The organism is Hydrogenispora ethanolica, assembly GCF_004340685.1.
Lineage (GTDB): Bacteria > Bacillota > UBA4882 > UBA8346 > UBA8346 > Hydrogenispora > Hydrogenispora ethanolica.
In genome coordinates this window covers 1-14,706 of sequence record NZ_SLUN01000023.1, presented here as the reverse complement: position 1 = coordinate 14,706, position 14,706 = coordinate 1, and the positions used below count along the sequence as shown (strand labels likewise).

The window sequence follows — 14,706 nt, the reverse complement described above, 5'->3', positions numbered from 1 at the left end:
GGGATTGCCATGCGTTTTTCCAACAAGGTTGTATTGATTACCGGCGCGGGGTCGGGGATCGGGCAGGCGACCGCCATCCAGTTCGCCAAGGCCGGGGCGCGGGTCGCCGTGAATGACCTTTTTCCCGAAAGGGCCGCCAAAACCGTGGACCTGGTGCGCAATGCGGGCGGGACCGGTCTGGCCGTCCCGGCGGATGTGGCCGACGCGGCCGCCGCCGCCAAGATGGTGAATGATGCGGTCCAGGCCTTCGGCCGCATCGACATTCTGGTCAACAACGCCGGGATTATCCTGCCGGGCCGGGTCGATGACATGGCCGAGGAGGATTTCGACCGGACCATGCGCATCAATGTTAAAGGGCCGTTCCTGGTATCCAAGTACGTGGTCCAGGAGATGAGGAAGACGGGCGGTGGAGTCATCGTCAATAACGCCTCGGTGGCGGCATTGAAAGGGATCGTCGACCGCAGCGCTTACTCCGCCTCCAAGGGCGCGTTGGTCTCGCTGACCAAGGCGATGGCCGCCGATTACATCAAGGAGAATATCCGGGTCAACTGCGTCTGTCCCGGCACCACCTATACGCCGGCCTTGGAAGAACGGATGCAGGCCCAGGCGGATCCCGAGGCGGCGCGGGCCGCCTTCATCGCCAGGCAGCCCATGGGCCGCCTGGGCAAGGACGAGGAGATCGCCCAGGCCATTCTGTTTGCCTGTTGCGACGAGGCTTCCTATATGAATGGCAGCGTGGTGGTGATCGACGGAGGAGCCACGTTATAAAGATTTGAACTTTTGGAGCTCAGAGAATTGCATCATTACCTTAACAAGCCCTGTGGCCACAATATTATAGTGCAAGACCCGGATATACCTAACGATATATTGTGGACAAAAGATTATTTCACAAATTATGCAATTCTCTCAACTGGGAGAGGAGTCGAGGGAGCGAATGGGGAATAAAGTAGCTTTGGTAACGGGCGGCGTGACCGGGATCGGCCGGGCCGTGGTCGAGGCCATGGTCCGGGAAGGATACAGCGTGGCCTTGTGCGACGCCGACACGGTCCGGGGAGCGCTGGTCGAGCAGGAACTGGCCGGGCGGGGAGCGGCGATCCGCTTCATCCCGTGCAATGTGGCGGACGAGGCCCAAGTCGCCGCCGCCGTGGCGGCGGCGCGCCGGGAATACGGGTGCATCGACTGCCTGGTCAACAACGCCGGGATCATCCGGCGGCGCGCCGGGGCGGAGATCAAGGTTTCGGACTGGGACGAGGTCTTCGCGGTCAATACCCGGGGCGCCTTCCTGTTCTGCCGGGAAGTGGCTGATTGCTTGAAGGAGCAGGGCGGAGGCAGGATCGTTAATATTTCATCGATCGCCGGCAAGCTGGGCGACATTACTTCGGCGCCGGGCTACGGCCCATCCAAGGCGGCGCTGGATTGCCTGACCAAGACCTTCGCCCGGGAGCTGGCGGAGTACGGCATCACCGTCAACGGGGTCGCGCCCCACGCCATCGCCACCGAGATGAGCGCCCAGTGGTCCGAGGAGCGCCGCGGGCAGATCGTGGCCGCCATCCCGCTGAAACGCCTCGGCAAGCCCGAGGAAGTGGCGGCGGCGGTGATGTTCCTGCTCTCCGAGGGGGCGGGCTTCATAACCGGCGAGATTATCGACGTCAACGGCGGATTTTTAATGGATTAACAGAATGAGGTGGTTCCCATGGCAGTTTCCGGTTTGGAAAGAATCAGGGAAGGCCGCTCCGCGCTGCGCGATTCGGAGCAGCGCGTCGCCGAGCATTTGCTGACTCATTTTCAGGAGGCGATCAACCTTCCCATCACCGAGCTCGCCGAACAGATCGGGGTCAGCGAGGCCACGATCGTCCGGATGTGCAAGAAGCTCGGCTTCAGGGGGTTTCAGGAGCTGAAGATCACCTTGGCCCTGGACATCGTGCAGCCGATGCAGATCTTGAACGAGGAGGTTCAGGCCGAGGACGATATGGAGACCATCGCCAAGAAGATCTTCGCCTACAATAAACAGGCGATGGACTCCACCCTGAATGTGCTTTCCGTCCGGGAACTGGAACGCGCCGTCGAGGCGCTGGCCGGGGCCAAACAAATTCAAATATACGGGGTGGCCGGTTCGTGGTCGGTGGCGGCCGATGCCGCTCACAAGCTGATGAAGACCGGGATCCCGGTCACCGCTTTCCAGGACACCCACATGCAGGCGATGGCCGCCAGCTTGCTGGGGCCGGGAGACGTGGTCATCGGCATCTCCCACTCCGGCAGCAGCAAGGACATTGTGGAGGCGGTTGGGTGGGCCAAGGACAGCGGGGCGACCACCATCGGCATTACCCATTACGCCCGCACGCCGCTGGACCGGGTGCTCGACATCAAGCTGGCGACCTGTTCCAACGAGACCCATTACCGGATCGAGGGGCTCTCGTCGCGCGTGGCCCAGCTGTCAATCATCGACACTTTATTTATCGGAATTTCGTTGCGCAACTTCGACCAGGTGGTCAAGAACATCCGGCGGACCCGGGAAGCGATCGTTCCCAAACGGTTCTGAGCGTCCCCGCCCCGGGCGGATTGCGGTGACGCCGCGGATGAAACGCGTCCGATGAATGGATTCAATATTCTGCAAGGGATATCGATATACAACAATGAGATGGAGGAACAGTCAATGAGTACGTTATTCAAGGTGGGAGTGCTGGATTCGGTGAATTCCAACGCTGCCGAAGTCAAGGTCGAAGCCCAGGTGCTGGACGGCGTGGCCGAAGTGATCCGCATGGAAGTGGCCCACGAATCGGAACTGCCGGCCGCCTTCGACGAGCTGGACGCGGTGATCATCTGGCACCAGGTGAAACTGAGCCGGGCCGCGCTGGGCCGGTTGAAAAAATGCCGGATCATCGTCCGCAACGGCGTGGGATTTGACAATGTCGACATCCAGGCCGCCGGGGAGATGGGCATCGCGGTCTGCAACGTGACCGATTACGGCACCGAGGAAGTGGCCGACCATGCCATCGCGCTGGCCCTGGCACAACTGCGCAACCTCTTTCCCTATGTCAAACAGATCCGGGACGGGGTCTGGGACTGGAAGAGCGGCGAACAGACGCTGCGCCGTTTCCGGAAGCAGGTCTTCGGCATTATCGGATTGGGCCGGATCGGGACGGCCGCGGCGTTGCGCGCCAAGGCCTTCGGCTTCAAAGTCTTGTTTTACGATCCGTACCTTTCGATGGGCGTGGAGAAGGCGCTGGGGATCGAGCGGGTCGAGACTCTGCCGGAGCTCCTGAGCCAGGCGGATGTCATCAGCTTGCACTGCCCGCTGAATCAGGAGACCCGGGGAATGATCGGCGCCGAACAGTTCGCTCAGATGAAACCGGGAGTCTTCATCGTCAACACCGCCCGGGGCGGCACCATCGACCAGACGGCCTTGAAGGACGCAGTGAAGAGCGGCAAGGTGGCCGGAGCCGGCCTGGACGTTTTGGCGACCGAACCGCCGCAGGACCCGGAGCTGGTGGGGATGGAGCAGATTCTCCTGACCCCGCACGCCGCGTTTTATTCGAAGGAGGCGTTCCACGACTGCCGCAGCACCGCCGCGGTGCTGGTCAAGAAGTTCCTAGAGACCGGCAAGATCTTGAACCTGGTCAACGGCGAATATCTGAAATAAAATTAACATACGAATCCTATCCGAAAAGAGGCCGCACGGCCTCTTTTTTTATGAGGCGGCCGGGCGACGAAAGGAGTCTCGCTGGCGCTTCGGCCGGGGAACATCGTAAAATATGATAAATTCCGAGGATTGGGGCTGGAACGGTTTCATACTCCAAATGGCTAAATAATTTACAAACCATGATAACAAGGCTATAATAGAGACAAAATAAACGGACCAACTGGATTGTGCCCGTTAAGCGATGGATTGCCAATTCTATCAAAGAGGGAAGACATGGCCACTATAAAGGATGTCGCGAAAATGGCGGGAGTAACTGTGACCACCGTTTCCCGGGTTTTAAACAACCGGGGCTATATTAGTGAAAAGACCCGCAATAAAGTAGCCGAAGCGATGAAAGAATTGCAGTACCAACCCAATGAGATCGCCCGTTCTTTGTACCGCCAGAAGTCAAATATCATCGGCTTGATCATACCGACAGTGGCGCACTCCTTTTTTGGAGAGTTGGCGAGCCATATTGAATATTATGCCTATGAATGCGGTTATAAGATATTGCTCTGCAATTCTCACTTGAATCGGAAGAAAGAAAAAGAATACGTCGAGATGTTAAAACGGCATAAAGTCGATGGGATTCTCATGGGCAGCCATACCTTGGAGATCGATGAGTATCTCAACCTAAATCTGCCCATCGTCACCTTTGACCGGCAGATTACCAATTCGATCCCGTTTGTTTCATCGGATAATTTCGAAGGCGGCAGATTGGCCGCCAATCTGTTGATTCAAAAAGGCTGCCGGAAAATAGCCCACATCTCCGGCAATTTGAGCTTGAACATGCTGTCCAACAAAAGATATGAAGCGTTCATCATTGAAGTGGTCGCCAACCGGGTGGAGCACATCACCGTTCAAACCGAGGTCGATGTGTTTGATATTCCGCAAAATGAGCGCTTGATTTATAACATGTTTAAAGAATATCCGGATATTGACGGCGTATTTACCAGCGATATCACGGCGGTGCAGGTGATTCAAGCTTGCAGCCGATTAAACAAGAGAATTCCGGAGGATATCAAAATTATCGGTTATGACGACATTCAACTGGCCTCTTTGATTGTACCCCAGCTGACCACCATCCGGCAGCCGATGGCGGAGATGAGCAAACGGGCGGTCGAATTGCTTATCAAACAGATAAACGGGAAAGAAGTTCTCATGGAGAACATCTTCCCAGTCCGTCTGGTGGAGAGAAACACCACCTAATGCGGGCGGCGTTTTGATACGAAAGCGGCAATTCCTTTTGAGCCAAGCTGAAAAGGAATTTTTTTATAAAGATAATGTCAACCGGTTGATATATTTTGAGAGAAAATATATAATTTGATTAAATCAATCAAAATGGACAGGAGTCGTTCAATGCCGATAAGAAACGAGATTATGCTGATTACATATGCCGATAGCCTGGGGAGAAATCTGCCGGAGTTGCGGGAGATATTACGAAGGGACTTTCAAGGGATTATCGGCGGGGTTCATATTTTGCCATTCTTCCCGTCTTCCGCCGACCGGGGCTTTGCCCCTCTGGCCTATGACACAGTGGACGAAGATTTCGGAACCTGGCGGGACATCGCGGAATTGAGCAAAGATTGCTATTTGATGTTTGACTTCATGGTCAATCATATCTCCCGGAATTCAAAGTACTATCAGGATTTTTTAAAGCGCGGGGATAATTCGGCATACGCGGATCTTTTCATTCGTTACCGGGACTTTTGGCCGGGCGGGGAACCCGGTCCGGGTGATATCGAGCGGATTTACAAGCGGAAACCGCGCGCTCCCTACGTCGAAGCGAAATTCGCGGACGGCACCAGGGAAAAAATATGGTGTACCTTTGCTGAAGAACAGATTGACTTGAATCTCAGCACGGAGACCACCCGGCAATTCGTCGCCGAGAATTTGCGGGGATTGTCCAGGAAAGGAGCGGCGATTATCCGGTTGGATGCCTTCGCCTATGCCGTCAAGAAGCCGGGTACCAGTTGTTTCTTTGTTGAACCGGAGGTTTGGGAGCTCTTGGATTTTACCCGGTCGGTTCTGAGTCCTTATGGCGTGGCAATCCTTCCTGAGATCCATGAGCATTACTCGATGCAGCTGAAACTGGCGGAAAAAGGCTACTGGGTATATGATTTCGCCCTGCCGATGCTGCTGTTATATTCGCTATACAGCGGTTCAAATCAAAGGCTGATTCACTGGCTCCAAATCTGTCCCCGAAAACAATTTACCACGCTGGACACCCATGACGGGATCGGAGTGGTTGACGTGGCCGGCCTGTTAAGCGACGAAGAAATAGCCCAAACCCAGGAGTACCTTTTTTCACGGGGCGCCAATGTCAAAAAAATATATAATACCATCGCTTATAACAATCTGGACGTGTACCAGATAAACTGCACCTATTATTCGGCATTGGGCAATAATGACGACGCTTACCTGTTGGCCCGGGCCATTCAATTTTTCGCGCCGGGAATACCTCAGGTCTACTATGTCGGCTTGCTGGCCGGGGAAAACGATATTAAGCTGCTGGAGGAGACCAAGATCGGCCGGAATATCAACCGCCATTATTATACCAAAGAGGAGATTGCCGCGAATTTAAAAAGACCGGTTTTGCAAAAGCTATTCGCCTTGATGAGGTTCAGGAACTCCTATCCCGCTTTTGACGGCATTTTTCAGCTTTTGGATACGGGAGACGAACATTCGCTGGAGATTTCTTGGCGGAAAGAGAAGTATGAGACGTTGCTAACGGCCGATCTGCAGACTCATGAATACCGGATAACGTATTTTGATAGCGAATCCGGAAAGTATTGTGAATTGGATATACTGTGAATTAATCCCGGCGTCGGACGATTTCCGGGAATTGCAAAAAGTGGATTTGGAATTAATGTCAAACGGTTGACATACAGGACTGCCGATTGTATAATGAAATTAACAGAAAAGAAACATGATTGATACAATAATTAATTGAAGGAGTGATGAAATGAAATGAAAAGCAAGATGAAGTGGGCGGGTTTGTTGATTTTGGCGATGCTGACAGTGCCGCTGTTCGCCGCTGTCGGTATGGCCAAAGAATCCAAAACGGTTAAAATTACTTTCATTAACTCCAAGGGAGAGATCCAGTCTCAACTGGAAGATGCCGCAAAACGATTTGGGAAAGAGAATCCTGGTGTAAACCTGGAAATTGTCCCGTGCCCGGTCGGGCAGTCCCCTTTTGAAAGAGTGTCCGCTCTGTATGCCGCGGGTTCCGCTCCGACCCTGCTGATGCTGGATGGGGGCGATCTTCCCAATTTGAAGGATAAACTCGCCAATCTATCCCGGGAAAAATGGGTCAAGGACGCGGCGGCGAACACTTTAGACGATTGCACCATCAACAAAAAGGTTATCGCTTTTCCGTTTACCGTTGAGGGCTATGGGTTAATTTACAATAAGGTCGTATTGGATAAAGCTTTTGGCGGAAAATTTGATCCTGCTGCCATAAAAACAATTCAGGGCCTGGAAAATGCCTTTAAAAAAGTGGAAGCTTCCGGCGTGGCGCCGCTGATTATTTCGCCGATGGATTGGTCGCTGGCGGCGCATTTCTTATGTATTGCCTATCGGGAACAGTCGAATCGCCCGGCGGCAGTCGAACAATTCTTGGAAAACCTTAAAAAAGGCAAAGTGGATTTTGGTTAACAATAAGATTTTCAACGGGCTGTTGGATACCTTTGATTTGATGAAAAAATACAACCAGGCAAAGGCCGATCCGTTGGCTGCCACTTACGAAAGGGGTCCGCAATATTTGGGCGGGGGCCAGGTCGGTTTCTGGTTCATGGGCAACTGGGCCTGGCCGCAGATTAAGAGCTTTGACACGGCAAATGGCGCCTATGGCTTTATTCCGGTGCCGAGCAGCAACAATGCGGCCGACTACGGCAATACTCAGATAGTGGCCGGTCCCACCAAATTCGTGGCCCTGGATGTCACGCAAAACTCAAAGGAGCAACAAACCGCGGCAAAAAATTTCCTGAATTGGCTGGTATATAATAAATCCGGTCAAGATGCCTTGGTCAATCAGTGCAATATTATCCCCGCCTTTAAGAACATCACCTTGACTCCTCCCGACCCGTTGGCCCGGTCAATCAAGCAATATCTGGCGAATCAGAAGACGATGCCGTTTATGACAGTAATGCCGCCGGACCATTGGGCCAAGGTCGGCGCGCTGATGCAAAAATATTTGGCCGGCAAATCGGACCGGACCTCTTTACTAAAAGGAATCGAAGATTATTGGAAAAGTCTACGATAATTGAGGGTTAATCGGCGACATGGTGTGAATCGCGATGAATAACGGGTCGGGTTATCCCGATCCGCTATTTATTTGCTGGAAATGCCGTTAGGGTAATATCGCAACTCTTCAAGAGGGGTGCTGACATGACGAAAGAAAACCGTCTTCTCGCCAATTTCAAAAACTTTCTAATTTTTGCCGGACCCACCACTTTTATTTTTCTGGCCGTGGTCATCCTGCCGTTTTTATATGGCATCTACTTGACTTTCACCAATTGGGACGGACTCGCCTCAAGTCATTCCTTCGTCGGCTTGGGCAATTATCGCGCCGCCCTCGCCGACGCGGAGTTTTGGACCTCCTTCAGGCTGACCGCGAAATATGTGTTTTTTTCAGTGATTTTAGTGAATGGAATCGCTTTTTTATTGGCCTTTTGGTTGACCAGCGGCATGAAAGGCCAGAGCTTTTTTCGCGCCGGCTTTTTCGCCCCCAATCTGATTGGGGGAATCATTTTGGGATTTATCTGGCGATATGTCATATTTACCACCGGATTGGTGTTTGTCGGGGAGAAACTGGGAATTCCCTTTTTGTCAACCTCATGGCTGGGAGATCCCGACCGAGCCTTATGGACGATGATCATCGGAGTGGTCTGGCAGTCTTCCGGATATATGATGGTGATCTATATCGCCGGTTTTATGAATCTGCCCAAGGAGCTGCTGGAGGCGGCAAGCATCGACGGGGCGAATGGTTGGATGAGGTTGAAAAGCATTGTGCTGCCGCTGATGATCCCCTCCTTTATTATCTGCATTTTCTTATCTTTGTCCAGAGGATTTATGGTCTACGACATCAACCTGGCGTTGACCCAGGGCGAACCCTTTGACAGCACACGACTCATCGCGATGCATGTTTACCGCAAGGCATTTCTGTCGCAACAATACGGCACCGGGCAAGCGGAAGCATTCTTTCTCTTTCTGATAATTGCCGGGATATCGCTGGCCCAGGTTTATTTTGGCAAAAAGCTGGAGGTAGAGGCATGAAAACGGCGGCTTGGAAAGCGGAGCCCTCAAGTTTGCTAGGGTTTAGAAATCAACGGCCGACCGGGAAAAGAGTTCTGCACATTGTCAAGGGAATCGTTATGAGCTTGGTCTTAACCGGCTATTTGATCCCGTTTTTTTTGGTGATAGTGAACGCATTCAAAACGACCCCGGAATTTTTGGCCAACCCGGTTTCCTGGCCGGCGAATTTTAACATTGATAATTTCCGTCACTCCTTTGAAAAAATGCGTTACCTGTATGCCTTTTTCAATACGCTGATCATCACGGCTGGCAGTGTTATTTTGATCCCGCTTTTTTCGGCGATGACCGCCCACTTTTTTGTCCGGAACAACTGGAGGATCAACCGGTTCATTTTTTTGCTGATGATCGCGGCAATGATCATCCCGTTCCAGGCGATTATGATACCGTTGGTAAAGATTTACGGATCTCTTGGAATGCTCAACAGCAAATGGGCTTTGATCTACATGTATATCGGCTTTGGCTCGTCGCTGGCGGTCTTTATTTACCACGGATTTATCAAGAGTATTCCTTTGGAGCTGGAAGAATCGGCGATGATCGACGGGTGCTCCAAACTTCAGATCTTTTTTAAAATCGTATTCCCGCTGTTGAAATCGACCACCATAACCATTGTCATTTTGGATCTGCTATGGATCTGGAACGACTTTCTCTTGCCCAGCCTGGTTTTGCTGGTTCCCGATCAAAGGACGTTGCAATTGTCGACCTTCTATTTCTTCGGCACGTATACGGTGGAGTACGGTTACTTAATGGCCGGATTGCTGATGACGATCATTCCGATCATCATTGTCTACCTGTTTCTGCAGAAACACATCATCAAAGGAATTATGGAAGGCTCGATAAAGTAATCATCCGAGCGATGCCTATCCATTTTCCGAGCAGAAGGTTCAGCAGCTTTTTATTTCAATTTCATGAGGGGCGTGAATTCCTATCGGCGCTAAAACTGAAGCCGCCAACCGCTATATCCGCCAAAATAAGCATCGGCTGAATGATCAATACCGCTTGCAATATCATTTCATGGGAGAGTACGGCTGGATCAATGATCCCAACGGTTTTATCCAGTATCGGGGCAGGTATCACCTTTTCTATCAGCATTATCCTTACGGGCCGGTTTGGGGGCCGATGCATTGGGGCCACGCGGTCAGCGAAGATTTGGTTACCTGGAGCTATCTGCCGGTGGCGCTGGCGCCGGACCGAGCGTACGATCAAGACGGTTGTTTTTCCGGGAGCGCCATTGAGAAGGACGGCCGGCTCTATCTGCTTTATACCGGACATGTTTTGACCGGATCCGGTCCGGACGAGTACCGGCAGACTCAAAACGTCGCCTGCTCGGATGAAGGTTTCGTTTTTGCGAAGTTGCCCGTCAATCCGGTCATCGACATCGCTCAAATCCCCCCCAATGCCAGCAAGCAAGATTTTCGCGACCCCAAGGTGTTTCAAAGCGGCGCCCATTATTACCTGGTCATCGGTTCCAATGACTGCCGCCGGGACGGCCAGGTCTTGCTTTACCGGTCCCCGGACTTGTTGAATTGGGAGTTTGTCAATGTCTTGGCGAAAGGGGAGGGCCGCCTCGGCAGCAACTGGGAATGCCCGGACCTCTTCCGGCTGGGGGGACGGGACGTCTTGCTGGTTTCCGCGCAGCATGTCGGGGGGGATGCTCTCCATAACCTGCACTCCGCGGTGGCGCTGACCGGCAAGGCCGATCTGGCGAAAGGCGTCTTTGAAACCGACGATTTTCAGGCGCTGGATGACGGTTTTGATTTTTACGCCCCCCAAACCACGCTGGACGATAAAGGCCGAAGGCTGGTCGTCGCCTGGATGGATATGTGGGAAAGCGCCGAGCCGACCCGGACATGGGGGCACCATTGGGCCGGCGCCATGACCTTACCCCGGGAAATGATCCTGAAGGATGGCCGGTTATGCTTTAAGCCGATTCGGGAGATTGAGAAGTACCGCCGCAACCCGTCGGCATGGCACGATGTCGGGCTGGACGGGGAGATCGAGCTTGAAACCGGGGGCGATAGCTATGAGCTTCAAGTCACCTTTGAGGCCGGGACGGCCGTGGAATTCGGCTTGAAGCTCCGCGCGAACGAAACGGAGGAGACGGTTCTGGCCTATGACAGGGCTCAAAAAATGTTCCGGCTGAACCGCGATCGTTCGGGCCGCGGTCCGAAAGGGGAACGCCGGAGCGCGGCGGATCTGGCCGATAACCGGCTGGAACTGCGCATTTTTGTAGATCGATGTTCGGTGGAAGTATTTATTGGGGAAGGCGTCAAGGTTATGACGGCCCGGATCTATCCGGGCCGGCGGGCCACCCGGGTGAAGCTTTTTTCCAAGGGTCCCTGCACCGTCCGGTCATTGCGGAAATGGGATATTGTAACGCGAACCATTGGTCAAGGAGAGGAGCGGCGATGAAGAAAACCTGGTGGAAAGAGAGTGTGGTATATCAGATTTATCCCCGCAGTTTTAAAGACGGCAATGGAGACGGCAGCGGCGATCTGCGGGGGATCGCGGCGAAATTGGATTATCTCCAATGGTTGGGCGTCGATGTGCTATGGCTCTGTCCGATCTTTCAATCGCCGAACGATGATAATGGCTATGACATCAGCGACTACCGGGCGATCATGGCTGAATTCGGGACGATGGCCGATTTCGACGAGTTATTGGCGCAGGCGCACCGAAGAGGACTCAAGATACTGTTGGACCTGGTGGTCAACCATTCCTCCGATGAGCACGCTTGGTTTGTCGAAAGCCGGAAATCCAGGGATAACCCTTATCGGGATTTTTACATCTGGAAAGAGGGGAAGAACGGCCAAGAGCCCAACAACTGGGGGTCGGCCTTTGGCGGCTCGGCCTGGCAGTATGATCCGGCCACGGCTATGTATTATTTGCATTGCTTCTCGAAGAAGCAGCCCGACTTGAACTGGGATAACCCGGCGGTGAGGCGGGAAGTCCAGGATATTGTCCGCTGGTGGCTGGATAAAGGCGTCGACGGCTTCCGCATGGATGTCATCAATCTGATTTCGAAGGATCCCCGCTTTCCCGATGGCCCCGTTGCTCCGGGAAAGCTTTATGCCGATTGCTCCCTGGCCTTAAATGGCCCGCGGGTCCACGAGTATCTGAGGGAGTTGCATCAAAACGTCTTATCCAAGTACGATATCATGACGGTCGGCGAAACCGGCGGAGTCACCCCGGCGATTGCCCGGGATTATGTCGCGGAAAACCGGGCGGAATTGAACATGCTCTTTCATTTTGAACATATGGATCTGGACAAGGACCGGGAGCGGCTGGCCCAAAAACCGTTTCGCCTGACCGAGCTGAAGCGGATCCTCTCCACCTGGCAAAAGGATTTGGGAGATGACGGCTGGAACAGTCTTTACTGGAACAATCACGATCAGCCGCGGGTGGTGTCCAGGTTCGGGAATGATCAAGAATACTGGGAAAAATCAGCCAAAATGCTGGCTACCTGTTTATATCTGCAGCGGGGCACCCCGTACATCTATCAAGGCGAAGAGATCGGCATGACCAACATGGCTTTCGAAACCATCGCCGACTATCGCGACATCGGCGTGCTCCATGCCTATCAGGAAGAGGTGGTGCAAAAAGGGCGGGACTGCCAGGAGTTTCTGCGCTATCAGCGCCATTTTTCCAGAGATAACGCCCGCACCCCCATGCAATGGGATGACAGCGCGAACGCCGGTTTTAGCGGGGGGACGCCCTGGATCAAAGTCAATCCGAACTACCGGCGGATCAATGTCAGTGCGCAAATGACGGATCGGGAATCCATCCTTCATTATTACCGACGGTTAATCAAAACGCGGAAAGAAAATGAGGTTATCCTCTACGGAAGCTACGATCTGATCTTGGCGGACAGCGAGGAGATTTACGCCTACATCAGGGCCCTGGATAAACAGGGACTCTTGGTGGTATGCAACTTTACCGCTCAAACCCCCCTGTTTGAGCTGCCGGAGCATATCCGGTATTCGGCCGGTCAGTTGTTGATCGGAAACTATACCGTTACTGACGGGCCGATGGCGCGATTCTCGCTAAGACCCTATGAGTGCCGGGCTTATCTCTTTTCATTCACGGAAGAGATATATAGGTTGAAATGAAAATTGGAGAAAGCTTTTCCATCCGTGAAGCATGGCTGGAAAAGGGAAAATCACGGTATTTATTTCAACCTATGAATCAAGGAAATATGTTGCAATGATTTTGAATGTACAAAAACTTGCTGCAACATATATAATTGAATTCAATTCTTCATATCCATCATGGCCCGATAGCCGGACATGATGGAAAAATGAAGGGGTTAAAATTCAACTTTTTACCGCTATCCATCATAAAGAGGCCGCAGAGCCTCTTTTTGGCTGTATGGACGGATGAGACGGAATGGGTGAAGGGGGTGTGGAAGGAAGGATGAGGATTACCGGCGCTCAAAAGAGCATATTTAGCAACTGGGAGAGCACGCGCGGCAACTGTACGACCTACCTCAGGAACCGCGCGATCTGATCCGGTAACCGGGTGAGCATGCGCAGATGCTGTGCAGGTATGCCCGGCATCTGCGCAGCCATGCTCAGCAACTGAGTAGACTTGTACAGTCACTGCGCGAGCTGGTCCGGCAACTGTGCAAGCATGCACGGTTACCGGGCAAGTATACGCAGTTGCAAAGAGAACATGCACAGTAACTGTGCATGCAATTTTGATTGACAAATGAATACTTTTCGAAAGAGAAAGGGCATCTTCGGTAACGGAATGAAAGTCCGGAGCATTCGGGGGAGCGTTGGGAGGAATTCGAGAAAGAATCGCGGGAAGTGAACGAATCGGTCGGGGAAATGAAGAAAGGGCTTGACTGACTGAGAACAAACTTTTTGAAACGACATGCAAGTTTTTGGTAAAGAAAGCTCATGCTTTTGGTCCTGGTTGCCGCATGAGTGCAGTGGCGTTTCCAGCTAGATTTAGTTATTGTAATTATTTGTAAAAACTGATACATAACGCAATAAAAAAATGGGGGAATTTTCCATATTAAATCGAATCTAGATTTATTCGTAAATAGACTATCGGTGAGGGAGGGAACGAATATGTCTAGAAAAGGGTTTGTGCTACTTGTCAGTCGGTCCTACTAACAGCTCTATGGACTACCAAAACATTTGCTGAAGGACTTACTTTCAGAGCCAGTAAAGAGAGTCTTACCACTTTTAAATTTGCGGATATGGACTTGTCAATCCCCGCCGGAGCCACCGATAAAGAACTATCGGTGAGTTGGGGAGACCCTGATCTGAGCGACATAAAAGTTCCTTTCGGTTTTTATCCGATTTCGAAACCCTATAATTTCAGCCCATATGGTTTGAAATTTCAAAGTAATAAGAATCTTCGGATTAGCCTCAAAATTAATCCTGCTTCTTTACACCAAGGCAATTCTGTAGAAAACGTAAAGCTTTTATTATATCAACCGAGAGGAGAAACGGCTGGAATTAGCCGAAAATCAAAGGTTCGATAAAATAGCCGGGACACTTGAAGCGGAAATATCCCATTTTAGCGAGTGGGTGCCGGGAATAGCTTCCGGCTGGGACGGGAATGGCTTGAGTAATGATTATAAAGTTAGATCCGCATAGGTAATCGGGACATGAGAAACGCAAGCTCTGAGCAATTTATCAAAGATCCGTTCTTCACAAAACCTACGGTTAAAACGATAGCAAAACTCAGCAAAGTAGCGCTGT

10 protein-coding genes and 2 pseudogenes are annotated in these 14,706 nt (G+C 52.2%); 11 read left to right on the top strand and 1 reads right to left on the bottom strand.

Annotated features, from left to right (window positions below):
- Positions 1–9 precede the first annotated feature (9 nt).
- The 11 genes and pseudogenes from EDC14_RS17120 to EDC14_RS17070 all read left to right on the top strand — a co-directional run bounded on the left by EDC14_RS17120 (position 10) and on the right by EDC14_RS17070 (position 13,101).
- Positions 10–768, top strand: coding sequence for an SDR family NAD(P)-dependent oxidoreductase (locus EDC14_RS17120; RefSeq protein WP_132015531.1), 759 nt, complete (start codon positions 10–12; stop codon positions 766–768).
- Positions 769–934: 166 nt separating this feature from the next.
- Entirely contained in the window at positions 935–1,675 is a 741-nt protein-coding gene (locus EDC14_RS17115; RefSeq protein WP_132015530.1) for an SDR family NAD(P)-dependent oxidoreductase, read from the top strand.
- An 18-nt stretch (positions 1,676–1,693) separates the two neighbouring features.
- Entirely contained in the window at positions 1,694–2,539 is an 846-nt protein-coding gene (locus tag EDC14_RS17110) for a MurR/RpiR family transcriptional regulator (protein WP_132015529.1), read from the top strand.
- 114 nt (positions 2,540–2,653) lie between these two features.
- Positions 2,654–3,640: a C-terminal binding protein gene (locus EDC14_RS17105; RefSeq protein WP_165908090.1), complete on the top strand. Its 987-nt coding sequence runs from the start codon at positions 2,654–2,656 to the stop codon at positions 3,638–3,640.
- Positions 3,641–3,913: 273 nt separating this feature from the next.
- Positions 3,914–4,888 (top strand): LacI family DNA-binding transcriptional regulator, encoded by a 975-nt coding sequence (locus tag EDC14_RS17100; RefSeq protein WP_132015527.1) that lies wholly within the window; start codon positions 3,914–3,916, stop codon positions 4,886–4,888.
- 150 nt (positions 4,889–5,038) lie between these two features.
- Positions 5,039–6,493: a sucrose phosphorylase gene (gene gtfA, locus EDC14_RS17095; RefSeq protein ID WP_132015526.1), complete on the top strand. Its 1,455-nt coding sequence runs from the start codon at positions 5,039–5,041 to the stop codon at positions 6,491–6,493.
- A 198-nt stretch (positions 6,494–6,691) separates the two neighbouring features.
- Positions 6,692–7,943, top strand: a pseudogene (locus EDC14_RS27670) (ABC transporter substrate-binding protein).
- 125 nt (positions 7,944–8,068) lie between these two features.
- A complete protein-coding gene (locus tag EDC14_RS17085; protein ID WP_132015525.1) occupies positions 8,069–8,956 on the top strand; it encodes a carbohydrate ABC transporter permease in 888 nt (295 codons plus the stop codon).
- 98 nt (positions 8,957–9,054) lie between these two features.
- Complete coding sequence (locus tag EDC14_RS17080) at positions 9,055–9,837, top strand: carbohydrate ABC transporter permease (RefSeq protein WP_243662983.1); 783 nt, start codon at positions 9,055–9,057, stop codon at positions 9,835–9,837.
- A gap of 82 nt (positions 9,838–9,919) precedes the next feature.
- Positions 9,920–11,404, top strand: a complete 1,485-nt coding sequence (locus EDC14_RS17075) for a glycoside hydrolase family 32 protein (RefSeq protein ID WP_279388779.1) — start codon at positions 9,920–9,922, stop codon at positions 11,402–11,404.
- The gene (locus EDC14_RS17070) at positions 11,401–13,101 is read left to right on the top strand and encodes a glycoside hydrolase family 13 protein (protein ID WP_132015523.1); all 1,701 of its coding nucleotides are present in this window, start codon (positions 11,401–11,403) and stop codon (positions 13,099–13,101) included. Before EDC14_RS17075 ends, EDC14_RS17070 begins: the two co-directional genes overlap by 4 nt.
- 1,478 nt (positions 13,102–14,579) lie before the next feature.
- On the opposite strand, the pseudogene EDC14_RS27825 reads toward EDC14_RS17070, so the two are convergent.
- A pseudogene (locus tag EDC14_RS27825) lies at positions 14,580–14,706 on the bottom strand (IS1595 family transposase); the annotation flags it as partial.

Bases quoted from the DNA above. Each gene is read 5' to 3' on its own strand.
- EDC14_RS17105 (WP_165908090.1), top strand. From the start codon at position 2,654: ATGAGTACGTTATTCAAGGTGGGAGTGCTGGATTCGGTGAATTCCAAC.
- EDC14_RS17070 (WP_132015523.1), top strand. From the start codon at position 11,401: ATGAAGAAAACCTGGTGGAAAGAGAGTGTGGTATATCAGATTTATCCC.
- gtfA (WP_132015526.1), top strand. From the start codon at position 5,039: ATGCCGATAAGAAACGAGATTATGCTGATTACATATGCCGATAGCCTG.
- EDC14_RS17085 (WP_132015525.1), top strand. From the start codon at position 8,069: ATGACGAAAGAAAACCGTCTTCTCGCCAATTTCAAAAACTTTCTAATT.
- EDC14_RS17120 (WP_132015531.1), top strand. From the start codon at position 10: ATGCGTTTTTCCAACAAGGTTGTATTGATTACCGGCGCGGGGTCGGGG.
- EDC14_RS17080 (WP_243662983.1), top strand. From the start codon at position 9,055: ATGAGCTTGGTCTTAACCGGCTATTTGATCCCGTTTTTTTTGGTGATA.
- EDC14_RS17110 (WP_132015529.1), top strand. From the start codon at position 1,694: ATGGCAGTTTCCGGTTTGGAAAGAATCAGGGAAGGCCGCTCCGCGCTG.
- EDC14_RS17115 (WP_132015530.1), top strand. From the start codon at position 935: ATGGGGAATAAAGTAGCTTTGGTAACGGGCGGCGTGACCGGGATCGGC.
- EDC14_RS17100 (WP_132015527.1), top strand. From the start codon at position 3,914: ATGGCCACTATAAAGGATGTCGCGAAAATGGCGGGAGTAACTGTGACC.